The organism is Leptolyngbya sp. FACHB-1624 (genome assembly GCF_047649235.1).
GTDB classification, from domain to species: Bacteria; Cyanobacteriota; Cyanobacteriia; order Leptolyngbyales; family Leptolyngbyaceae; genus Leptolyngbya; species Leptolyngbya boryana.
This window is the reverse complement of record NZ_CP180258.1, coordinates 298858-321737: the sequence shown is the minus strand read 5'-3', so window position 1 is coordinate 321737 and position 22880 is coordinate 298858. Positions and strand designations below refer to the sequence as shown.

The window sequence follows — 22880 nt, the reverse complement described above, 5'->3', positions numbered from 1 at the left end:
AGCACTATGTTATGAGCATATCTGTCGCCGCTCAACTTAGTCTTTATTTAGCTCAATTCACGAAAAAACAAGGGCTAAGTTTCTCAACCAAACCCTCGTCTTCATCAACCAAACTATTAACTATGCTTCGGGCAATCTTGCACTGGCGTAGGCATCAGCTACGACAAAGGCAGGAACACGTGTAGAGTAATCGATTTCATTTCCAGTCAGAGCGCGAGCCAGCTTTTCAAAAGAAGTCGATCGCCAGTTGCGCTCATGAATCGGCTTCGATTGCTCACCCAAGAAATAAGTCATCGAACCCAATAGAGCAACTGCGACCCAACCGACAACAAATAGGCTAATCAAGATTACCATCGCAACCTCCTGTGAAGTTCTGTTTCTTTATGTAAACTAATGTAACAGAGATTATTCAGAAAAGGCAATCTACCCGTCAGGTGTGATAACCGAACTCGGTCAATTATGAGAATTTTGATGAGAATTTTGAGGATTAGATGAGAAAGAGGGGACAATTTGCTCTTCTTGTAACCGCTGGCTGAGCAAGGTATATCGGCGCTTGTCTCGACACTGGGAAATTGCCTGACGTAAAGCTTGCGGTTGTCCGACTAAGATCGCTAACTGCTTCGCACGGGTCAGCGTTGTGTAAAGCCAAGGGCGGCTGAGCATTACAGTGTTTTGCATAAATAAAGGCACGATCGTGACTGGAAATTCAGACCCTTGCGCCTTATGTCCGGTAATGCTGTACGCCAGAGTCATCTGATCCCATTCTGTGCGCTGATATTCGACCCAATGTTCCTCGAACTGAACGCCTAAAATTTGTCTCTGAGCATCGTAGGTTTCAATAATGCCTAATTCGCCGTTCATAACTTCGCGATCGTAATCATTTTCCAACTGAATCACGCGATCGCCGATTCTAAATTTGCGCTCCTCAGCCTGAACCTCGAAGCCATCAGCCTGCGGTGGATTGAGCAACGCTTGTACAACGGCATTAATCGCTTTCGTGCCAATGTCTCCTTTGATCATCGGACAAAGAATCTGCACATCATTAAATGCGTTAAATCCAAGCCGAGGAATCGTCTCAGTAATCAACTGCTGAATGCATTGAATGCCATGTTGAGGAGAATGTGAGGGCATCCATAAGCAATCCGATTGAGGAGTCGTCGAAAAGCGCTCAATCTCTGGCACTTCACCTCGATTCAGCGCGTGAGCATGACAGATAATCGCCGAGCTTTGAGCTTGCCGCCAAACTTGAGTTAACCGGATTACAGGCACTTGTTCAGACTCAATTAAATCTCGCAACACTGCACCCGCTCCAACACTCGGCAACTGATCAACATCGCCAACGATCAAGAGTTGAGATTGAAGCGAAACCGCTTTGATCAATGCGTTCGCAAGAAACACATCGGTCATGGAAAACTCATCCACAACAATGCAGTCTGCTTTGAGCGGTCGAGTGTGATCGCGCTGAAAGTATCCACTACTGCGGTCATATTCCAAGAGCCGATGCAGCGTAGACGCGTCTCTTTGCGTTAATTCCGAAAGTCTGCGCGCGGCTCGCCCAGTCGGAGAAGCCAAAGCAACTTGTTTGCCCATTGCTTCCCACAGTTCAACGATCGCGCGAGTTGTATGCGATTTTCCAACCCCTGGCCCGCCCGTCAAAATTACCACTCGCTGCGTTGCGGCTAAAATCACGGCTTGCCTTTGTTCTTGAGAAAGCAGCAGATCTGAAGATTCGCAGTACTGCTGCATCCAAGTTTCGACAAAATGATGATCAATTTCTAATGGCTCAAGAAGCAATAATTTCAGCCGAGTCGCGATCGACATTTCCGCGTAATAAAACGCAGGCAAGTAGTACCCCAACCGTCCCGGATACCGACGACTTTCTTCGACAACCAGTTCTTGCGTGGCAACCAGATAGACAATTTGATCCTCGATTTGTTCAGCTTGTGCTGCATAATCTGGACGAGCCAGCAATCGAGCAGTTCGCTCTACCAGAGTAGATTGCGGCAAAAAACAATGTCCATCTCGTCCAGCTTCTCGTAAACAATGCAAAATTGCACTGCGATAACGCGCTTCAGAATCCGGTTTTATTCCGAGTTGCGTGGCAATGCCATCGGCTGAGTGAAATCCAATGCCTCGAATATCCGCCGCAAGCTGGTAAGGATTTTGGGAAACAATCGCGATCGCGTCTTCTCCATAGCGCTTAAAAACTTTCACCGCTTGACTTCGACCAATGCCGTAAGTCTGTAGAAACATCATGATGCTATGAGTCTGTTTCTGTTCCAGCCAAGAAGACTGAATCATCGCTATTTTCGATTGAGCGATGCCTTTGACTTCAATTAGTCGATCGATATCAGTCTCAAGAATGGTCAGAGTTTCTAACCCAAAGCGATCGACAATTCGTTTCGCCATCGCTGAGCCGATGCCCCGAATTGCACCACTACTTAAATAAGCTTCGAGACTCGCGATCGTATTCGGCAGTGCTTCGCGATAATTTTCAACCTGAAATTGCAACCCGTACCGAGAATGAGTGCGCCAAGTTCCACTGAGAATTAAAGACTGTCCTAAATTGAGGCTGGCAAAATTGCCCACGATCGTTACAACCTCGGCAACCGTCTGCAACCGAGCCACCGTAAATCCAGTTTCAGCCGAGGTAAATACGATCGATTCAATGCTGCCTTCGAGTTCCTCAATGTTCATGATCAGGTTGGGGGCGGGCTGCGACTTCGCTCAATCCACGAAACGTATCGAAATGCATCGTTTTGCTTATTTTACGTCGTTCACCACAATCAATTTGGAGTAGGGAGTGGGGAGTGGGGGAATGAATGCGATCAGCAACTAGCCAACTTAAAGGATTTCCACCTCCAAATTTTCGGTTGATCGTTGATTGCACTTTCCCGCCCGTGATTGAAAATCGCGGTCTAACCGTGCGAAGTCCCTAAAGGGACTACCAGAATACAGCGATGCAGTCCCTTCAGTGGACTTCGCACAGTTAGCACGGGGTTTTAAACCCTGTGCGGGAGCACGCGATCAACAAATCAACCCGAAATTGATAGGTGGAATTATTTCTTCACCTCAACAGGCGTACCCACTTTCACCGCTTGATACAGCGCCACTACATCCGCATTTCTCATTCTCAAACATCCATGAGAAACGGCTTGCCCTAGCAACGAGTAATCCTTTGTTCCATGAAATCCAATCAAAAGTTTTCCCTGCGAAGTAAAGCCAATCCACCGTTTGCCCAACGGATTGTCCTGATCACCTGCCGGAATATGCTCACCCGTAATCGGATGTTGCCAAGTTGGATTCTCAACCATTTGAGACACTTTAAACGATCCAATGGGCGTTTCCCATCCTTCTTGCCCAATTGCGATCGGATAAGTTGCCTTTAATTTCTTTTTCTCAAACAGTCGCACCTTGCGATCGCTTAAATCGACCACTAATTTTGTCTCAATCACAGGCGACGGAGCAGGAGAAGCTTTGGGAGCAACCATCGCCTGAAAATTCGGCAGGTCAAATTTTGGCAACGCAGGCAACCGACGCACCTGGAAAAGCGCGATCGCGATTCCTGGGACAACGCAGATCATCATGAACGCTTTAGAAAGAGGAGACTCCTGAATCTTTGCCGCCATTTCCTTCTCAAACTGCTACTTTTTTCATTCTGCCCGGAACTCATCTGCCCGATTGTGAATCTTAAGACGCAAGCAGATTTTTCTTTTACACGGATACCATTGTCGCGATCGTAACGTAATTCATACGGGAATCCTTTGACCTAACCCGGAAAATTGGCGAATCTGCCGCAATCTTACCTAGGTTAGATAAAAGATTGAGTAAATCTTGATCCAAAGGGTGATCCCAAATTTACAATGCTGGCAACCTGTTCGTTTCGGTCTGAGTGAGGAGTGAGGAGTGAGTCATGAAAGAAAAGCTATTTCTAGCGATCGCCATCACAAGCGCAATTCTCTGTCTGTATGATTGGTCTAGTCCAATTCGCGTCCGAAATACCACCCAAACTGAAGCGATCGCCGACCACATCGCTCGTTTACAGCTCGAAACTCTACCCTAAAGCGTATTTCTGTTGCTAGAGTTCTCCAACGAGAACATCTCCGATCTATCCTGGATAGGATCACTCGATCAAAAACTAGGCAACTGTGAGGAACTTTCTCAAACCCGTTGGGGTCATCAAAGGTGGAACGTAGAAAATACCGTCATCCGCCCATGAGTCAGTCCCTTCCTGTATCCTGGTCATCGATCGAGCCAAAGGTTCATCAGAGTCCAGTGCAAGCAGAAAAACTCTCCAATTACGATTTAGTGTTGCAATGTCAGACCGGACATCGCCCGGAGAAAGCCGTGTTTGCGGAACTCATGCGGCGGTATCAGTCTCATGTCGATAAAGTTCTCTATCATTTAGCACCGGATTGGCAAGATCGTGCCGATCTGGCTCAAGAAGTCTGGATTCGGGTCTATCGCAACATCACCCGACTGAATGAACCTGTCAAGTTCCGAGGTTGGTTGAGTCGGATTGCGACCAATTTGTTTTACGACGAGCTTCGCAAACGCAAACGCAATACCGCACCCCTGTCTTTGGATGCACCTTTATCCGTGGATGATGGAGAGGTAGATTGGGAAATCGCCGCAGCAACACCCGGACCTGATGAAGATCTCACCACTCGGGAATTCTACGATCAGCTCAACGAAGCGATCGCTGACCTCCCCGAAGTCTTCCGTACCACGATTGTGTTACGTGAGATTGAGGGTATGGCATATGAAGAAATTGCTGAACTCACTGGAGTGTCACTCGGAACTGTGAAATCGCGGATTGCGAGAGCGCGCCATCGCCTCCAATCGCAACTTCAACAGTACCTTGATGGACAATAATTTTAAATTCTCCGTGATATTGCTAAGACTTCAGATTGGCTTTGTTAATATGCTCTCAGATGTATCTCCGCAAGAGCTTTAATATTCTGAGGAGTGAGTGATTACGAGGAGTGGTTAAGTACACTGAAAATCGTTTGATCTCTGGGCATTCATAAGTGAAGTGACTCTCGATGAACTCCAATTTTGATTCGCTGAATAACGATATGCAATCTCCGCTCAATTCACAGTTAAACGCACAAGCCCGCGATCGCTTCGAGTTACTCAGTGCCTATCTCGACGGAGAAGTGACAGCCAGTGAGCGCAAACAGGTTGAAGAATGGTTAGCAACCGATACTTCGATCCAACAGCTTCACGCTCGCTTGCTCAAACTTCGTCAGGCATTTCGCTCGATTCCTGCCCCCGCTCCCGTTCAATCTGTTGAGCAAACAGTTGAACAAGTCATGGCAAAAGTCGATCGCCGTCCAAAACTCCGCTTGGTCTGGGGAGGGGCTGCCATTGCTGCTGCCTTTATGGGTGCCGTGACGCTCTTTAGTGTTCGTCAGCCCCAAATGGCACAAGTTCAACCCAAAACTCAACCGACTCTTGAAGCTCAGCAGCAGCCCTCTGACTCTGACATGATGGTGGCGCTCGATCGCCCAGTTGTGTCAATTAAGATGGCAAATTCTCAACCGCCTTCACGTCAACGCAACTAATCTCAGGTTTGCTGAAGATTTCAATCGCCCGTGGTTATTTCACTGCGGGCGATTTTTCTGCCAAATTCCGCTGGGAGTCAGAACGCCCTTTAAGCGATCGACTTGCTCTTGCGTCATCACATACGCCCAAGCTTTTCCTAGTGAGATTTGATTGAGATCAAAGACTTCAATTTCCTGGCGCTGATAATCGTTCCCTGATCCAAACGGCTCGATCTCGGTTGAATCATGTTGTTCGTAGTCATCTAGGATTTCTAATATCTCAGCATTCTGGAAAGTTAACAGATAACCGTAAGTCCTTCCATTTCCAGGAACAATTGCCGGATAACCTAGCTGTAAATGATAGAGAGAGGCGTGAGCGATCGCGCTTCGGCTGGAAATAACGCGATCAGCACAGAGCACATACTGACTTTCACCCGGCTTGAGCGTGCCGTACACAAAGACCCGAATCATTCCTCTTCGCCTGCATGATACGAACTACGGACAAGAGGAGCCGATCGCACATGAGAAAATCCCATCGCTTTGGCAATCTTGCCCAAACGCTCGAACTCATCCGGATGCCAATATTTCTGAACGGGCAAATGGTCTAAAGAAGGACGCATATATTGACCGATCGTTACGCGATCGCACTGGACGGCTCTCAAATCCTGAAGTGTCTCAATCACTTCTTCTTCAGTTTCACCATGTCCTAACATCAAGCCTGATTTGGTGGGAATCGTCGAATCAAGTTCTTTGACGATTTCTAAAACTCGAAGAGTGCGATCGTATTTCGCACCTCGGCGCACGGGAGCCTGTAACCGCTTGACGGTTTCAATATTGTGGTTATAGCAAGCGGGTTGCGCTTTCACGATCGTCTCAATTCGCTGCCGCTGCAATTCTTCTGCGGAAAACCCTTCTTGTTTTCCGCCCCAAAAATCAGGGGTCAGCACTTCAATCTGAGTCTCCGGATTCAATTTGCGAATTTGCTGCATCGTTGCTGCAAACCAACCTGCTCCTTGATCCGGGATGTCATCTCGTGCCACCGAAGTTAGCACGACGTATCTCAAGCCGAGTAACTGAACCGATTCCGCCACTTTCTGAGGCTCTTCGGCATCCAGCGGCATGGGCGCGTGTCCTTTATCCACCTGACAGAACGCACACGATCGCGTACAAGTTGGCCCCATCAACAGAAACGTCGCCGTCTTCTGGGCATAGCATTCTCCCCGATTTGGACAGCGTCCTTCCTCACAAATCGTGTGAATTTGGCGCTGTTTAATAATCTGCTGCACAGTTGAAATATCACTGGCATTCCCGATCGAGCGGCGTAACCAGTCTGGCATCGCAGCAACCAAGGCACGACGTTCAGAAATTGTCGAAGGATTCGTTTGGGAAGACATAAACGGGGGAATGCTAGGGGTCAGATGAATAAAAACTTGGCAAAAGCCAACAGCTTAGAAGATAAAGTTTTGTTGCCTATGTCAATTATAAAGTGAGAAACTCATCGGCTCGACGCTGTAGTGTTCCTTCACGAAAAGTCAGTATCATTTAGCACGATCGCGGCTATCATTTCTACTGCTGAGTTTCTCGGTCAGGGGTGCAGTATTCACGGGTCGCATCGTTTTCCCGACCATCCTGACCGATGTTGTTTCCCAGATCACCCGTAGAGGAGTTCAGTTGTGGCTAGTCACAAAGTTATTGTTATCGATGATAGCGCCGTGATTCGGAACATGGTGCGTGACATGTTGCCGAAAGGCAATTTTGAGGTTTTGGAAGCAAAAGACGGAGTGCAAGGGATTACCCTGATTCGTCAGGAGCGTCCAACTCTGATTATGTTAGATTTCCTGCTGCCGCGAATGAGCGGTTGGGAAGTGTACCAGCAAATTCAGAGCCAGCCTGAACTACAAACGATTCCTTTAGTACTGATGTCGGGACGTAAGGAAGAGGTTGAGGAAAAGCTGCAAGAGCCGTTTGAGTATTTCGAGTTTGTGCAGAAGCCATTTGACCAGAAGGGTCTAATTGATGCCATTAAAACGGCAATGGCAAAAGCGAAGCGTCGTCCGGCTCCAGTTGCTCCAGTTGCTCCGGTTGCTGAGACCACAAGTGGTGCGGACGCAGCTGAAATTGCAGCCCTGAATCAGAAGATCGTGAAGATGCAGGCTGAAATTGATGGAATGAAGAAGCAAATGGGTCAGCTTTTAGCGTTTGTGAAGCAGAAGTTGAAGTAATTTTGCCTGAAGCAATTTTGCTCGAAGTAATTCTGATGAATGTAGGGCGCTACGGAAGTTCTCACCTCCGTAGCGTTTTTTATTGAGCAGGTTTCCATGTCCCATGAAATCCGAGTGGGATGACTTCCGGCAATGCTAATCGGCATACGGGCTGATCGTCTAAGTGATGACTATCGAACACCCAAACTTCACTACTATCTGTACGCGCATCGTAAACAACGGTGATAATCCAACCTTGATTAGCATCGATCGCATCAGGTGCGTAAATCGGTTCCATTGGATATCGATGTTCACCACAGTCAGCTTCGATCAGCGTTTCAGTTTTCCGATCGAATCGCCCGATCGCGCCAAAGAAATCTTTCGTCGAATCACTGCCCTTACGATGCATTGCGAAATAGGTATAGCGCCAGTCTTGCCCCACATCGACTGGGTTTACCACCGGAAATTCTAAGTGTCGATCGACAAGTTCCTGCTGCTCGAATACTTGCCCCGTTTTCGGATTGACTCGAACTTGCCACAGAGTTGATTTTGCGAATGTATGAGTCTCGCCAGTCGCAATCTGTCTGAGGTATTCATTGGTGTTGAAGTCGGGAAGGCGGATAATATCGACAATCGCATTGCCATCCTCATCCACACAAGCATTGCCAAAATGCCATTGATACCAAGGATCAGTTTCGCCTTTGCTCACCAGTTGTAGCGTTTCTCGATCGAAGACCAACACTTGAGTTCCGAGTTCTGGCTTCCAGTCGAACGACTCGCTAAAACTCTTAATTCTTGCTAACAGCAAAAACGGATTCAACCGTACAGGCGAAACAAAAAAGAGTAAATACTGACCTGCCATCACAAAATCGTGAATGAGCGGAAAGCCGTCTAGGGTGTAGCTATTTCGCTGCTTGAGTTTGCCATTTGCATCGACACAATACAAATTCAGAACCGGGTCTTTCCCAACGGTCACACCGAAATTGTAGATATCTCCGGTTTTGGGGTCACGTTTTGGATGAGCAGAAAAAGGAATTGATTCCGGTAAGCCTCCTAAAGGGTCAGGTTCTCCAGTCTCTAGGGTTTCTAGATTGAGCGTGTACGGATGTGCGCCTTCCCAGAGAGCAAGTAAGCGATCGCTCAATGCCAATACTGAGGTATTTGCCGCATTTTTCAAGCCTTTCGTAAAGCGATTGATCAATCCTCCGGGTGGCAACATGCCATAGCCGCTGTACATCAATCGTCCAGCCCGTTCTTCATCTAGAAATTCTGGCGTTTCCACATAGCGATAAACGCCCGTTGCGCCCGCCTCACCGAAATGCACGGCTAAAATTGCACCATCGCCATCAAACCAATGTCCAACTCGTGTATTTCCGCGTTCTAGGCGACCAGGCCCGTTACGATACAGTGAGCCTCTCAAGCCTTCGGGAATTTTGCCAGATAAAATTGACAGATCTGTGGCTGGGAAACCTTTGGCAGTATGGAGGACAGATTTCGTCCAAGGTTGTGTTCTTACAGTAGTGACCATGTTTTTTCTTAGCGAAGTATTTTTCTTAGTGAAGTAGCTTGCCGTCTTCGAGTTCGATAATTCGATCGGCGATATCTAAAATCCGATTGTCGTGAGTGACGAGTAAGATCGTGCAGCCTTGTTCTTGAGCAAGTTGTTGCATGAGTTCAACGACATCTCGACCGGATTTTTTATCGAGTGCAGCAGTTGGCTCATCGGCAAGAACAATTTTTGGATGACTCACTAGCGCACGAGCGATCGCGACTCTTTGTTTTTGTCCACCCGATAAGTCTGCGGGATAGTAATCCATCCGATGCTCTAATCCGACCGCAGTGAGAATTTCTTCTGCCATTGTCGAAGCAGTTTTATAAGGGGTTTCGCTTAATTCTAGCGGCATCATGACGTTCTCTCGTACAGTGAGACATTCGAGAAGGTTGTGTGCTTGAAAGATGTAGCCTAACTGCTGTCTTGCTTGAACAAGCTGAAGTTTGCTGGCATTTGAGAGGTTTTGTCCGAGAACATTGAGCGTGCCGGATTGCGTCGATCGTAGACATCCGATTAAGCTCAAAAGTGTTGTTTTACCTGAGCCAGAAGGCCCCGTCATGATGACAATTTCGCCGCTTTGAATGTTGAGATTGATGCCAGACAGAACTTGTTTTTTGAGTTGACCTTGACCGTAGTAATGATCGAGATTTTGAATTGAGATTGCGGTGTGCATGATTAGAAAATGTCTGCGGGGTCAGCCGATCGCAGTTTTCTAACCGAAATTGCGGCTGAGATTGTACACATCATTGCGGTTAGCATTAATACAAAGATGGCTCTTCCGATTGTCATTACCATTGGTAAAAGTGTTGCTTGTCTGGTTACTTGATAGAAGGCAAGAGAAATTGTAAATCCAGGCAGAAATCCAATGAATGCCAGAATTAGTGCTTCTTGAAACACGACTGAAAGCAGATAAGTATCTTGAAATCCGATTGCTTTCAACGTCGCATACTCCGGTAAGTGATCAGATACATCACTGTAGAGAATCTGATAAACCACAACTGCACCTACAATAAAACCAATCACTGCACCCAAATCAAACACATACCCGACGGGTGTGCTCGTGTTCCAAAAACTCTTTTCTCGCTCCATAAATTCTGCTTTTGACATGACTCGGACATCATTCGGCAAGCCCGATCGCAGATTTTGCAGCACTTGATCTAGATTTGCATCCGATCGCAGTTTCACAACTCCCACATCAATCAATCCTTTTTGCCGCCGCTCTCGAAACATCCGCAAAAAGTTCAAATCGCTCGTGATCATGTGCCCGTTAATTCCAAATGAAGTTCCGAGCTTAAATAATCCCACGACATCAACTCGTCGATGCTCAACTTCAGTCGTCACATTCCCCGAAGCTTGAAATAATTGCGGAATCTTTCCAAATTCTTGCCGCGCTCCTGCATCAAATAGCACAGTATCAGGGCGCTTGAGTAATTCAGTATTTGATCGCACTTCTGGTAACAGAATCGTTTGATCATCTGGATTAATCCCAATCGCATAGAGATTCCAAACTTGTTGATTTTCTGGATTTTTCCACTGAACTGGGCTGAGATAAACGGGCGTGACTGATTCAACTCCTGAATAGCCTAATGCTTGATATAATCGCCGTTCTGTAAATCGATCGAGAGAAATTACGGCTTTATAGCGATCGCTGACTAGAAAAATCTCGCCATCCAAAACCTGATGAAGCTGAACGGCTCCTTCAAATAACGCACTGCGAAATCCCATTTGCAAGAACATCAAGACATCGGCAAAAGCAATTCCCGCGATCGCAACAATCATTCGTCCCCGTTCTTTGGTCAGTTGCTTCCAAGCTAACGGAATTCTGCGTTTCAGCATAAAAGCCTCAATTAAATCGATGGTTTTGGTGCGCGATCGAGGGATGCGTCAATGAGCTAAATCGACCGCTCGTAAACATTGCCGTTTCAGCCTCTTCCCAGGTTGTTGAGGTTGCCCTTTCTGATTGCCAATGAACGACCGAAGCTTCATCACACCAATTTTGCAGTTTTGGCATGACTTCTCGGTGAGAACCCGATCTCATAAACGATCGCATCGATGCTTCATCTTCCCAAACCGTCTTTGTCCAAAACACATTTTTGCCCGCTGCTCGAATGGTTGAAGCCAAGTTGCCTTGAGCTTGTTTTGCTTGTTGGTTGCTTTTGAAGGAATACCAGAGAAATGCTGGAAGAAATCGAACAGAGCGCACTCGTAAGCGCGTGACAGAAATTAAGGGCATTGTTTTACTCCTAAAATTAGTGAAGATCAGTAATTATTGAAGGCCGATCGCGATTTGCAGTTTCATATTCGTTAAGCCTGCAACGCTCTGACTGTCCTCTGGATCGAGTCGAACTTTGACTTCAACCACTCGCGCATCGATCGATGCCGCTGGATCGGTGTTCAAAACATCTTTCTTGGCAACTTCTAAGCCAATTTCGTCTACTTTGCCTTTGAGCGATCGTGCGAGTTTTCCACCCGATACGCTCGTCATCGTTGCTGCCTGCCCGACTCGAATCTTTGGCAAATCGGTCTCATACACTTCTGCAACGGCATACATCACATCCGTTTGCCCGATCGAGACAATTCCATTTTTGCTATCGATTAGCTCGCCTTCCCAGGTATGAACTTTGAGAATCTGTCCATCTCTCGGCGCACGAACGAGTGTTAAATCCAACTCTGCTTGAGCCTGTTGAACCGCAGCGATCGCACTTTGCACCTCTGCCTGTGCTGCCTCGATATCCACCGGACGCACCTCAGCAATCCGATCTAACGTGGCTTCGGCTTCTTTGACTTGTTTCGCGATCGTTTCGGCTGCCTGTCTTCGATTGGCTTTTGCTTCTGCTAATTGCTGACGTGAAACATCTAAGGTTAATCGCTTCCCATCTTTGAGAGAAGTGGAAATCGCACCCTGTTTTTCTAAGAATTCGTATCGCTGAAATTCCAATTCGGCATTTTTTACTTCTGCTTCTAATTTCGCGATCGCCGCATCTTTCGCTGCCACATCCTCACGCAATTGCACTTCAGTTCGAGCAATCGTTGCCTGCTGTGCAGAAATCTCTCCCCGCTTCGCGCCTGCTTCCACCTGCGCCAATTTTGCTTGAGCAATTCCGACTCGCTTCTGGGCTTGAGTTAAAGCTGCTAAAGCGCGATCGTGCGTATCCAACACGGCAATGATTTGACCTTTGCGGACTCGATCTCCCAACTTCACCCGCAATTCAGCAATTCGACTTCCAGGCGGATTGGCTGCCAGTTGGATCACTTCTCCTTTCGGTTCTAATCTCCCCAATGCCGTTATCGCTTGAATGGCAGGAGCATCAGAAATCGCAACTGCCACCGTTTTCGGACGAAATTGATAGAGCGCGATCGCCCCAAACGCTGTCAAAATAACCGCAATTCCAATCGATCGTGGTTGAATCTGCTGCATAGTTTTAACTCCTAATTACTATGCACTTAGTTGCATAACACTTGCTAGAATATATGCAACTAATTGAATATGTCAACAGTTTTGTATGCAAAAAATTGCATTTAAGATTCAAATGGTTTGAGGTTCAAATTTATGGCATTGAGTCACGCAATTTTGGCTCTTTTAATCGACAGCCCTTACAGCGGCTACGATCTGGCAAAAGATTTTGATCAGTCGGTGAATTTTTTCTGGAAGGCAACGCACCAGCAAATTTATCGCGAACTCAGCAAGCTCGAAGAGCAGGCATTGGTTGAAGTCAGCACGATCGCGCAAGCAGGACGACCCGACAAAAAGCTCTATCACATCACCAAAGCGGGCGAAACATTCTTAATCGAATGGCTGCTCCAACCTTGTGAAGTCATGCCGATCAAAGAAGACTTGCTCGTGAAACTTTGGGCAGCGCAATTGATCCCCGTTGCTCATGCGATCGAACAGTCCGCTTCCGTTGCCAAACTAATCGAAGAATTCCAGCGACATCGAGAACTGCATCAGCAGCGACTCGCGACGTATCACCAAATCGAGCGCAAATTTTATCCAGATTCCGATCATCTGCTAATTGCCCAAAAATACCGTTACCTTGTGTTGCGGCGCGGCATTCGCTATGAAACAGACTATATCGAATGGTGTGATGAAGTTCTCAAACTATTCGCAAATCAAGCGGAAGGCAAGGGTGTCTGATACAATGAACGGCGTTGTCAATTAGATGTACATCCTTTGAGTCAATCGATCGACGATCTACCTAAAGTAGATGATTTTCTACAAGAACTCGCCACGATTCAGCAAACAGGGTCGAAACGGATTGCGATTCTCGGTTCACGCCACGTGCCGATTACGCACCAAACTCTGATTGAACTGATGACGTATGCGTTGGTTTTAGAAGGGAACCGGATTATTACGTCGGGTTCGACCGGGACAAATTTTGCTGCAATTCGAGGAGCATTACGGGCTGATCCGTCGATGTTAACGGTGATTTTGCCGCAAGGACTCGATCGACAACCCCGTGAGTCTCGTGAGCAGCTTGAAACCGTCATGCATTTAGTCGAGTGTCCAGAGAATAATAGCCTTTCTCTTGGCGAAGCGAGTGCGCTCTGTAACCAGGAAATCATTTCTCGCTGTCAACAGCTCATTTCGTTTGCGTTCCATGATAGTCACACGCTGCTACAAACCTGCCGCGATGCTGAAGATCAGCGCAAAGTTGTGACATTGTTCTATTTCGACTAAATTTTTATGTTGTTTGGATTGTCCGTCCCGAGCTTGCTGCTGATTGCGATCGCGGTCGCAGTCGTGTGGATTTATGTGCCGTTTTTAGTTGTTGCGTACGCCCGCGCTCAGATTGGGTATCTCACGAACAAAGAAATGATGGCAGCCCCTCGCGCCACCTTTGATCAACTGCCGGACTATGGAAAGCGAGCAACTTGGGCACATCAGAATGCGCTCGAAGCCTTTCCGATTTTTGCCGCGGCAGCATTGATGGCGTATGTAACTCATCAAACTTCCGCCTGGGCAGGATGGGCAGCGATCGCTTGGATTGTGGCACGATTTCTGTATCCCATTTTTTACATTCTGAATCTCTCTATTTTGCGATCGTTGATGTTCGGAATTGGCTCAGTTTGCAGCTTTACATTAATCGGACTAAGCTTGATCAGCACGCTCTAAAAGACTTTTTTGTTTTATGGCTTCTACTTTTTCGTTTGATATTGTGAGCGACTTCGATCGTCAGGAACTCGTCAATGCGATCGACACAACGAAGCGCGATGTTCTCAGCCGCTACGATCTCAAAGATACGAAAACGGAGATCGAGTTGAATGCTGATGCGATCGTAATTAACACCGATAGCGAATTTACCCTAGATGCAGTGCATACGCTGATGCAACAGCGAGCTGCAAAACGGAATTTGTCCTTGAAAATTTTCGATTATGGCAAGGTTGAATCCGCGAGCGGAAGTCGCGTTCGACAAGAAATTAAGTTGAAAAAAGGCATCAGCCAAGATATCGCCAAGCAGATCACTAAGATTATTCGCGATGAATACAAGAAAGTTCAAGGCTCAATTCAAGGCGATGCCGTTCGAGTGACTGCAAAATCAAAGGATGATTTGCAAGCCGTGATGCAGCGGATGAAACAAGAAGATTTTCCGGTGGCATTGCAGTTTACCAACTATCGGTAAGTGTCATCGGCTAAAGCTTCTTGAGTTGGAGCATGAATCGGGAATGTTACTCGAATCGATGCTCCTTCTATTTTTCTTAACATCTGAATACCTGTTCATATGTTAGGTTAATGAGAAAAGAATTGGAGAATGAACATGGCAACCGTAACTCAGATGAAATGCGCGTGCGAAGCTTGTCTGTGCATCGTGTCGATCGAGAATGCAGTCAAGAAAAATGACCATTTCTATTGCAGCGAAGCTTGTGCAGAGGGACATCCAGACGGACATGGCGATTGCGGTCATCAAGGCTGTACCTGCTAATTGAAAAAACCGCAGAAAGTATTTCTGCGGTTTTTTCACGATTCATTTTCTGTAGGATCGAGCGATCGTGATGAAATATCTCGATTAAAGGTTTGACATCACCGATTTCGCAGCTGCGATCGTTTGATCGATATCCTCATCGGTATGAGCTAGAGAGGTAAATCCAGCCTCAAACTGCGACGGAGCCAGATAGACACCTTGCTCTAACATGCCGCGATGGAACTTGCTGAATTTGCTGAGATCCGATTTTTTCGCGTCTTCGTAGTTATGAACGGGCCCTTCGGTAAAGAAGAAGCCAAACATTCCACTGATCGAACCACCACACGCTGCATGACCTGTTTCTTTCGCCGCATTCAGCAAGCCAGCGATCAGACGAGACGTAATGCGATCGAGAGTTTCATAAGTTCCCGGCTGCCGTAGCAATTCCAAGGTCTTAATACCCGCCGTCATCGCCAGAGGATTACCTGAAAGCGTGCCAGCTTGATACATCGGGCCTGCAGGAGCAACCATCTCCATAATGTCCCGACGACCGCCGTAAGCTCCGACAGGCAAGCCACCACCGATGACTTTACCCAAGGTCGTCAAATCAGGAGTAATGCCAAATTTCTCCTGTACTCCACCGTAAGCAATCCGGAAGCCCGTCATCACTTCGTCGAAGACCAACAGCGCGCCATACTCGCGAGTCAATTCACGTAGACCTGCTAGAAAACCAGGCTCAGGCACAATGAAGCCAGAATTTCCAACGATCGGTTCTAGCATCACACCAGCAACTTCACCTGGATTTTCTTCAAATAACTTCTTCACCGCTTCCAAATCGTTGTAAGGCGCAGTGAGGGTACTCGCTGCGGTTGATTTGGGCACACCTGGAGAATCGGGCAATCCCAACGTTGCCACACCAGACCCTGCTTTCACCAAGAACATGTCCGCATGTCCGTGATAGCAACCTTCAAACTTGATGATTTTCTCGCGTCCGGTGAATGCCCGCATTAGGCGCAATACGGACATACAAGCTTCTGTACCAGAATTCACGAAGCGCACCATTTCAATGCTGGGAACCGCATCGATGACCATTTCTGCCAGCACGTTCTCGAGAGCGGAAGGCGCGCCGAAACTTGTTCCTTTTTCGGCAGCCTCTTGAATCGCACGAATGACTTCAGGATGAGCATGACCGCAGATTGCTGGCCCCCATGTGCCAACGTAATCGATGTATTGATTGCCATCGACATCCCAAGCATAAGCACCTTTGACGCGATCGAAGACGATCGGTTGACCACCTACCGATTTGAATGCTCGTACCGGAGAGCTAACGCCACCGGGCATCAGCTTTTGAGCGGCAGAAAAAATCTCATCTGATTTGGTGGTTTTTAAATTGCCAGTGATCAAAGTTCTCTCCTTACTCCGTCAGAAAAATCGGAGTCGCTGAAAAAAGAGGCGATTCATTACCGCCTCTTTTGATAACTACATCATCTTAACCAGATCGCGAAACCGCATGGTAATCATTCGTCTCGCAACTCACTTGAAACCTGAAAAAATAGAATTAGAACAGAAGTTCTAATTGGCTTCAATTGCAGCAAATTCCTCCCAAAAATCCGATTCAGAAATCTGTGGAAATTGAAGTCAGCAAAGGTCATCGGCTGATGTCGATCGAAATATCTCAATCGACATCAACTCACTTGCGTATTGTTTGACAAAGTAAGATACAAACGTTCTAAGAACGATAAACAAATTTACTAGACGAACGCCCAAATTCGTGATACAAGTGTTCTAAAATCCCTTAATTGTTTGTATGTCCACCTAGGAAGTTTATGGAACCCCTTACCGAAGCCCAACAACAACTTTACGATTGGCTGGTTGACTATATCCGCGACCACCAACATGCTCCGTCAATTCGGCAGATGATGACCGCAATGAATTTGAAGTCTCCGGCTCCTGTCCAGAGCCGACTGGAGCACCTTCGGAACAAGGGTTACATCGGCTGGACAGAAGGGCAAGCCCGCACAATTCGGATTCTCAATTCACATCCGCAAGGCATTCCAATTCGTGGCGCGATCGCAGCAACGAGTCTGGTAGAAACTTTTCCCGATGTGGAAGTTGAATATCTCGACTTATCGAACTTGCTGCTAAAACCAAGCCATTTTGCCTTAAAAGTGCGTGGTCATAGCATGATCGATGCGCTGATCGATGATGGCGATATTGTGATTTTGCAGCCTGTGAATGATGCAAGAACGATTAAAAATGACACGATCGTTGCGGCTCATCACCAGGGTAAAGCCACTTTGAAATATTTTGAGCGCAAAGGCAGCAAAGTCATTCTGAAGCCTGGTAATCCCAATCGTGAACTTTATCCGATTACTGAAGTTCCAGCTTCGGAAGTTGAAGTTCAAGGCGTTTTAGTCGGTGTTTGGCGCGGTTACGGCAAACTGTAAAGCTGCGTTTTTGAAGTTGCAACTGCCTCCACTGATAGAAATCAGTGGAGTTTTTTATTGGAATTCAGAATCAACAGCTTTTGAGTGATGCCTGACAAATTCTATTCGCCAAGCATTTTCGTCCTACTTTAGGAGCAAGTAATAGAGTTGCCCAGTGGCATTAATCAAGCCAGCTTCATTGCCAGCTTGTACACCTGTTCCTGTAAAGATATCAACTCGACCTGCTCCAATAATTGCGCCTCCGGTATCTTGATCTAACACAAACCGACTCACCGATCGCTGTTCAAGCTGCTTCTGTGAATTCGCGATTGGCAATTGTGTCTGAATCAACGCCAATGCCCCTGGTGGCATCAAAGACTTATCTGTGGCAATGGAGCGATCGCCCGTCAGCGGAACGCCCAAACTTCCTAACGCAGGCGCACCAAACGTATTTCTAAAAAATACAAACCGCCGATTTCGAGGCAGATAGACATCTAAATCTTTGGGATTTTCCTGAAAATACTTCAGAACATTCGGCAAATTCAAATCCTCTAATTTCAGCTTGTTATCTTTAATCAGTTCCCGCCCGATGCCGCTGTAAGGCTGATCAGTAATTCCGGCAACGCCGATCGTCATCGTCGTTCCATCCGTGAGATTCAATCGCGCCGATCCTTGCACTTGAATCAAGAACGCTTCCAAGCGATCGCGCATCCACACCAATTCTGTACCCCGTAATTTCCCCCGATTGCCTTGTAATCCATCCGCGCCTTCTAATTCCAAACGAGTCGGATGCGGCTTTTTCCACTGCGAAAATCCCGCAGGTAGCGCATAAAGCGGATATCGATATTCGGCTGTTCTTTTTCGACTTGCCGTGTGAACAGGCTCGAAATACCCCGTAAACGCAACCGTGCCCTGATTGTCTTTCCCAGTCGATTGATAAAGCGTGAATTCTTTTGCGATCGCCGCTGAAAGTGCCGCCTCAGATTTTGCAGTCAGGAGTAATTGGCGAAATCGTCTCAGACTTCGGATCACACGATCGCGCGTAATTTCTTTAACCGGATAGTTCTGATACGCCTGAATCGCTTTCGAGGTCTGAAGATATCTCAAACTCTGATCAATTGCGCCGAGCACAGAGCGGCGATCGCGCAAAATCTGATCATCTACCGCAACGGTAGAGGGTGCGATCGGTTTAAGCGGAACTTGAGCGGGTTTGGCAGCAGGTTGAGTCGTAGGTTTGGGCTGTGCAAGTAAGGGGATCGCAGGCACACCGAGAAAAAGTAGACTTGCAAGAATCAGCGATCGTTTCATGGGGAGAACTGAACATGGGGTAATCAAAACCGACAATAGATTACCCCTACAAGTTCCACAGCAGCAAGTTAATAGCGATCTACACTGCCTGCAAACAGCGGCTCAACTCTCAAGCTAATAACGCGTGCCGGACGAACGACCATGTATTCGCCTTGGATATTTTTAATCGGAACGCTAATAAAATCCTCAGAGGCAGCTTTCGGCATCAGTTCGCCGCTGTACCACTTCTGAAACTCTTGAATCGTTGGGAAACGCACCTCTTCCCGGTGTCCTCCCTCCATCATGATATGCACGGAAAATTCGCTAGGCGTTCTAGGCATCTGAGTTTCCTCTCAATTGAGCGATCGTCTTTTGCATCGCAGGACAGACTCAGTATGGGCGGAGTGTACAAAGAACTATCAGGTAAGGAGGGGAGAGACAGCAGATTAAGCTTCGAGACATTAAATTATTCCGTTATCTCTGTTACAGAATTCTGCCTGTAATTTTTAACTTTTGAATAGTGAATTTTAGCGATTCGTGAAACGCATCAATTCCATTCAGAAATTAAATATAAATCCTGTAAATGTGGCGAGAATGACCTTCTATCTTTAGAAAGAAAGACTAGAATAAAAAGTGTCAAATTTACTTCATAAAAACGTGGCAACAAAGTTCTACCGAATTGCAGGAAATTTGCAAAGAAAGTAGTAATCTCGTAAAAATTGTTACAATCAGTGAAGCTATTTTGATACATAACTATAGAAACTGGTCTGTCAACCGGATTCTGAATTGTAAGCTTCGCCCGGAATGGCTTCATTTCCTATAGTCGTCACTTCACGGACGGAATCCTTTACCTCTACACATCTCTCACCAGTCCAAGGAACGTTTCAGCATGAGCTTTCGGAAACCTGGTGGCTCCGCGCCAGAGCGCGATCGTCACAGTCACAACACTATCGCAGTTTCAGGATGGGTTTATCACCCCCTAACCGCCTCTACACCTTACTCTCAACCAAGTCGTAAGTCCTTTGATCTCCTTGCCCCCCTGCGCCGCAAGTTAGACAACCTCCAAGTTACAAATCCAGAATTTGCTCACTTCATCGCAAAATCGATTCCAGCCCAGTGTCCATTCGAGCGAACGGTTTCGCTCTTTGGCAAGACTCTCTTTCACATTCCGCCTCTGTGCAAACTGAATCCGTTATACGAAGAAGTCGTTGGATTACGGTTCCGCGCATTGTGCTATCTCGCTGATGAATGCGGCGAAGATATCGGTCAATATTGTTAAAGCTTCCAATTCTTGTCTTGTACAGCGGCTTCTCCCGGAGCCGCTTTTTTATTGCAATTAATTTCAGGGCTTTACACGCTGCAATTTATATTTCTAAATTTAGTCATTTACAAGTAGAAATATAGATTGAATTGGGTGCTTCTAAGACTCTAAACTTTGGTTTCATGCCCTAGATCTTTGGGGACAAAGTGGTATCTTTGAAATTGAGGTTAGTGAATAACTTCCCTGGCAGATCAAACAGCCAAATCTAGTTAAATAAAGAGAGGTACAACTGCTGTTTCACTTTATATCTGTCTCGTCCAACAACACCCAAGACCGAAATTTGATATTTCCTCTTCTGGCATAGCTGAGAGTCTTTAACAAGTCGGCGCTTAAAATTAAGTATCCAATTTGTTCAACTCTATCTAGAATGGATTAATGTGAGGAAGTCACTCAGAGAGTAAGACTTGGGTGTTGTTGTAATTTTAAAGAGAAGGCAGATTTCAGCATGGCGATTATTGCTCTCAAAGCCTGGTATTTGGAACAGTATGAACCCATTCGGGAACTAGAAAAACGTCCCCACGATTTGAGGTTGAGCAAGAATAGTTTGCTGAAGTCGGGCTTGCGTGCTGATTTTTTAGAAGATAGCGATGAGGTGAAAAAATCATCGTGGTTCCAACGCTATCTCCTCGGTGAAATTGTTGAATTCTATATCGAAGGAAGCGGCGGTTACGCAATTTCTAATATTGATCTGTCGAGCCATGAAATCTATTTCTCAAAACAAGAAGTCATGGCGAATTTGGAGCCTGAAATCTTCTTTTCTTATCAAAATGAGTTTGATGAATCAAGCGATCTGATCCGCGAAGAACTGATTTCTGTCGTAGAAAGCTTGAATCGTCGATCGCGCTTACCTCTAACGCTACGCGAATCCCATCGACTGAGCGAAGGCGCAATTCGACTCAATAGTTCTCTGATGCGATCGATTCGGCAGTCCTTATTATTTATTGGCGATGCGACTTCGATCGCTGAAATTTCTGATACGCCTCCGCTACTCATTCCCAGTCCGAAAGTGTGTATTGAGACGGGATATGCCTTGAGCAGTAAGCGAACCGAGCAAGTCCTGCTGGTGCAAATGGAGAGATCGGACATGCCCGGATATTTCCCGTTTGATTTGTCGAGCCAGAATCGGTTGACGTTTAAGGATAAAACCCAATTGCGGAAATTATTGCCAAAAGCAATTGAGTCTCAACTGCATCGATTTAACTTGCTATAGAAGCAAACTACATGAATTGGTAGAATTTGGGCTTCAACTCCGCTCAACCCGCTAACTAGACAGGATCTGTGAAAAGTCGAGATTTTTCTAGTCTTGAGCGGAGTCGAAACAGATTTTGCACTAACCTAAAGTTCTCTTGATCGGATCAAATGCTGCGCGTTTCGCGACATAAGGCTGACCCACCGAAACTCGCGGCAGGCGATGCTTGAATCCACAGAGAATCTCCCAGGAAATCGTTCCTAACAGATTTGCCCAATCATCCGCCAAGATTTTTTCGTTCCCATCTTGTCCAAGGAGTGTCACCACTTCTCCTTCTTGCAACGCTGGAATATGGCTCACATCCAGCATGAGTTGATCCATCGTGATCGAGCCAATTTGGGCTGCCTGTTGTCCTCGGACTAAAACTTTCATCTTGTTCGAGAGATTGCGCGGCACTCCATCGGCATAGCCAATTCCCACAACGGCGATCGTCGTGTCTCGATCGGCAACAAATCGATGCCCATAACTTACCCCAGTCCCCGGCTGAATCCTTTTAACCTGGGTCACTCGCGCTTTGACTTGCATCACGGGGCGGAGATCTAACCGCGACGCTGGCGGTAAGTGCGAACCCGATCGCAAATGCTCTGCTGGATACAATCCATATAAAATCAGCCCCGTCCGTACCATGTCATAGTGCAAACTCGGATCAACCATCGTTCCGGCTGAATTGGCTAAATGAAAGCGGGGATGCTTGCCCGCTACGTCATATCCACAGGCTCGAATCGCTGCTTCGTAACGTTTTTGCTGTTGTTTTCGGATCGTGGGATCGAGATCTTCAGCCGTTGCCAAGTGGGAATAAATGCTATCGATCGACAAATTCGGCAAACCCTTCACCAACTGCACAAACTCAACCGCCTGCTCCCACGATGTCCCCAATCGAGACATGCCCGTATCGAGTTTGATATGAACGGGCAGAACGCTGCCTCGAACCGATTCTGAGTACACCAAAGCCTGTTTGGGAGTGCAGAGCGTGGGTTGCAGCCGCCAATGCTCGATCGCTCGAATTTGATCAGCGGTATGAGTCGCGCCTAAAACCAAGATCGGCGCTTCAATCCCCGCTTCTCGCAATTCAATGCCTTCTGGGATCGTCGCTACACCAAGCCAGCTTGCCCCTGCTTGTAGAACGGTCTGCGCCACAGTCACAGATCCATGACCATACGCATCCGCTTTGACCACTGCCATTAATTCAGTCTGGGGAGACATCAGGCTGAGAATCTGCTGCACATTATGGGACAGTGCCGCGAGGTCAATCTCAACCCAAGCTCGCTCTCGCTGCATCAGAGCAATACTCGAACTTTGATCCCAACTCAACATCACGTTTACTCCTCGATCACACCATTCATCCTGACAGTTTAATCGTCACTTCTCTTTCACAATCGGGAAATATAGCGTTTAGCT

Annotated in this window: 26 protein-coding genes; 12 read left to right on the top strand and 14 right to left on the bottom strand. The window is 46.9% G+C overall.

Features of this window, described 5'->3' with window-relative positions:
* Nucleotides 1–120: 120 nt before the first annotated feature.
* The 3 genes from ACMUEV_RS01430 to ACMUEV_RS01420 all read right to left on the bottom strand — a co-directional run bounded on the left by ACMUEV_RS01430 (nt 121) and on the right by ACMUEV_RS01420 (nt 3629).
* The gene (locus ACMUEV_RS01430) at nt 121–354 is read right to left on the bottom strand and encodes a photosystem II protein, Psb35-related (protein WP_190649640.1); all 234 of its coding nucleotides are present in this window, start codon (nt 352–354) and stop codon (nt 121–123) included.
* A 99-nt stretch (nt 355–453) separates the two neighbouring features.
* On the bottom strand, nt 454–2697 hold the full coding sequence (locus tag ACMUEV_RS01425) for an ATP-dependent RecD-like DNA helicase (protein ID WP_199329377.1): 2244 nt from the start codon (nt 2695–2697) through the stop codon (nt 454–456).
* Between the two features lie 362 nt (nt 2698–3059).
* Nucleotides 3060–3629 (bottom strand): L,D-transpeptidase, encoded by a 570-nt coding sequence (locus ACMUEV_RS01420; RefSeq protein WP_190649642.1) that lies wholly within the window; start codon nt 3627–3629, stop codon nt 3060–3062.
* A 284-nt stretch (nt 3630–3913) separates the two neighbouring features.
* On the opposite strand from ACMUEV_RS01420, the gene ACMUEV_RS01415 reads away from it, so the two are divergent.
* From ACMUEV_RS01415 to ACMUEV_RS01405, 3 genes are all read left to right on the top strand, one after another.
* On the top strand, nt 3914–4063 hold the full coding sequence (locus ACMUEV_RS01415; protein ID WP_190649644.1) for a hypothetical protein: 150 nt from the start codon (nt 3914–3916) through the stop codon (nt 4061–4063).
* A gap of 152 nt (nt 4064–4215) precedes the next feature.
* Nucleotides 4216–4875, top strand: a complete 660-nt coding sequence (locus ACMUEV_RS01410) for a sigma-70 family RNA polymerase sigma factor (RefSeq protein ID WP_017291080.1) — start codon at nt 4216–4218, stop codon at nt 4873–4875.
* Between the two features lie 170 nt (nt 4876–5045).
* Nucleotides 5046–5567 (top strand): anti-sigma factor family protein, encoded by a 522-nt coding sequence (locus ACMUEV_RS01405; protein WP_190649646.1) that lies wholly within the window; start codon nt 5046–5048, stop codon nt 5565–5567.
* A 39-nt stretch (nt 5568–5606) separates the two neighbouring features.
* Here ACMUEV_RS01405 and ACMUEV_RS01400 read toward each other — a convergent pair whose 3' ends face one another.
* Entirely contained in the window at nt 5607–6017 is a 411-nt protein-coding gene (locus tag ACMUEV_RS01400; RefSeq protein WP_199329379.1) for a gamma-glutamylcyclotransferase, read from the bottom strand.
* Complete coding sequence (lipA, locus tag ACMUEV_RS01395; RefSeq protein ID WP_190649647.1) at nt 6014–6940, bottom strand: lipoyl synthase; 927 nt, start codon at nt 6938–6940, stop codon at nt 6014–6016. Before lipA ends, ACMUEV_RS01400 begins: the two co-directional genes overlap by 4 nt.
* Nucleotides 6941–7219: 279 nt before the next feature.
* Between lipA and ACMUEV_RS01390 the strand changes: the two genes are divergently transcribed.
* Nucleotides 7220–7768, top strand: coding sequence for a response regulator (locus ACMUEV_RS01390; RefSeq protein ID WP_017291084.1), 549 nt, complete (start codon nt 7220–7222; stop codon nt 7766–7768).
* Between the two features lie 79 nt (nt 7769–7847).
* Here the strand turns inward: ACMUEV_RS01390 and ACMUEV_RS01385 are convergent, their stop codons facing one another.
* The 5 genes from ACMUEV_RS01385 to ACMUEV_RS01365 are packed head-to-tail and all read right to left on the bottom strand — an operon-like array spanning nt 7848 to nt 12717.
* The gene (locus tag ACMUEV_RS01385; protein ID WP_190649650.1) at nt 7848–9275 is read right to left on the bottom strand and encodes a carotenoid oxygenase family protein; all 1428 of its coding nucleotides are present in this window, start codon (nt 9273–9275) and stop codon (nt 7848–7850) included.
* Between the two features lie 25 nt (nt 9276–9300).
* Nucleotides 9301–9972, bottom strand: coding sequence for a DevA family ABC transporter ATP-binding protein (locus ACMUEV_RS01380; RefSeq protein ID WP_190649652.1), 672 nt, complete (start codon nt 9970–9972; stop codon nt 9301–9303).
* Between the two features lie 2 nt (nt 9973–9974).
* Complete coding sequence (gene devC / locus ACMUEV_RS01375; protein WP_190649653.1) at nt 9975–11135, bottom strand: ABC transporter permease DevC; 1161 nt, start codon at nt 11133–11135, stop codon at nt 9975–9977.
* Nucleotides 11136–11142: 7 nt separating this feature from the next.
* The gene (locus ACMUEV_RS01370; protein ID WP_017291088.1) at nt 11143–11532 is read right to left on the bottom strand and encodes a DUF3291 domain-containing protein; all 390 of its coding nucleotides are present in this window, start codon (nt 11530–11532) and stop codon (nt 11143–11145) included.
* A 33-nt stretch (nt 11533–11565) separates the two neighbouring features.
* Nucleotides 11566–12717: an ABC exporter membrane fusion protein gene (locus ACMUEV_RS01365; RefSeq protein WP_190649655.1), complete on the bottom strand. Its 1152-nt coding sequence runs from the start codon at nt 12715–12717 to the stop codon at nt 11566–11568.
* A 132-nt stretch (nt 12718–12849) separates the two neighbouring features.
* Between ACMUEV_RS01365 and ACMUEV_RS01360 the strand changes: the two genes are divergently transcribed.
* The 5 genes from ACMUEV_RS01360 to ACMUEV_RS01340 all read left to right on the top strand — a co-directional run bounded on the left by ACMUEV_RS01360 (nt 12850) and on the right by ACMUEV_RS01340 (nt 15220).
* Nucleotides 12850–13434 carry a PadR family transcriptional regulator gene (locus ACMUEV_RS01360; protein WP_190649656.1) on the top strand — a complete coding sequence of 195 codons (585 nt, stop codon included), beginning with the start codon at nt 12850–12852 and terminating at the stop codon, nt 13432–13434.
* 36 nt (nt 13435–13470) lie between these two features.
* Nucleotides 13471–13977, top strand: coding sequence for a hypothetical protein (locus ACMUEV_RS01355; protein WP_017291091.1), 507 nt, complete (start codon nt 13471–13473; stop codon nt 13975–13977).
* A 6-nt stretch (nt 13978–13983) separates the two neighbouring features.
* Nucleotides 13984–14412 carry an MAPEG family protein gene (locus ACMUEV_RS01350; protein WP_190649658.1) on the top strand — a complete coding sequence of 143 codons (429 nt, stop codon included), beginning with the start codon at nt 13984–13986 and terminating at the stop codon, nt 14410–14412.
* A gap of 16 nt (nt 14413–14428) precedes the next feature.
* Nucleotides 14429–14920 (top strand): YajQ family cyclic di-GMP-binding protein, encoded by a 492-nt coding sequence (locus tag ACMUEV_RS01345; protein ID WP_017291093.1) that lies wholly within the window; start codon nt 14429–14431, stop codon nt 14918–14920.
* A 135-nt stretch (nt 14921–15055) separates the two neighbouring features.
* Nucleotides 15056–15220, top strand: a complete 165-nt coding sequence (locus ACMUEV_RS01340; protein WP_190649660.1) for a metallothionein — start codon at nt 15056–15058, stop codon at nt 15218–15220.
* Nucleotides 15221–15304: 84 nt separating this feature from the next.
* On the opposite strand, the gene hemL is transcribed toward ACMUEV_RS01340, so the two are convergent.
* Complete coding sequence (hemL, locus tag ACMUEV_RS01335; RefSeq protein WP_190649661.1) at nt 15305–16603, bottom strand: glutamate-1-semialdehyde 2,1-aminomutase; 1299 nt, start codon at nt 16601–16603, stop codon at nt 15305–15307.
* A gap of 422 nt (nt 16604–17025) precedes the next feature.
* Here hemL and lexA point away from each other — a divergent pair, with 422 nt between their 5' ends.
* Nucleotides 17026–17646: a transcriptional repressor LexA gene (lexA, locus tag ACMUEV_RS01330; RefSeq protein WP_017291096.1), complete on the top strand. Its 621-nt coding sequence runs from the start codon at nt 17026–17028 to the stop codon at nt 17644–17646.
* A 123-nt stretch (nt 17647–17769) separates the two neighbouring features.
* Here lexA and ACMUEV_RS01325 read toward each other — a convergent pair whose 3' ends face one another.
* On the bottom strand, nt 17770–18933 hold the full coding sequence (locus tag ACMUEV_RS01325) for a murein transglycosylase A (RefSeq protein WP_190649663.1): 1164 nt from the start codon (nt 18931–18933) through the stop codon (nt 17770–17772).
* Between the two features lie 68 nt (nt 18934–19001).
* On the bottom strand, nt 19002–19253 hold the full coding sequence (locus ACMUEV_RS01320; protein WP_026149006.1) for a hypothetical protein: 252 nt from the start codon (nt 19251–19253) through the stop codon (nt 19002–19004).
* 548 nt (nt 19254–19801) lie between these two features.
* Between ACMUEV_RS01320 and ACMUEV_RS01315 the strand changes: the two genes are divergently transcribed.
* Entirely contained in the window at nt 19802–20191 is a 390-nt protein-coding gene (locus tag ACMUEV_RS01315; protein WP_190649665.1) for a Mo-dependent nitrogenase C-terminal domain-containing protein, read from the top strand.
* Between the two features lie 487 nt (nt 20192–20678).
* Nucleotides 20679–21443, top strand: a complete 765-nt coding sequence (locus ACMUEV_RS01310) for a hypothetical protein (protein ID WP_190649667.1) — start codon at nt 20679–20681, stop codon at nt 21441–21443.
* A gap of 120 nt (nt 21444–21563) precedes the next feature.
* On the opposite strand, the gene alr is transcribed toward ACMUEV_RS01310, so the two are convergent.
* Nucleotides 21564–22796 carry an alanine racemase gene (gene alr / locus ACMUEV_RS01305; protein ID WP_190649669.1) on the bottom strand — a complete coding sequence of 411 codons (1233 nt, stop codon included), beginning with the start codon at nt 22794–22796 and terminating at the stop codon, nt 21564–21566.
* Nucleotides 22797–22880 lie beyond the last annotated feature (84 nt).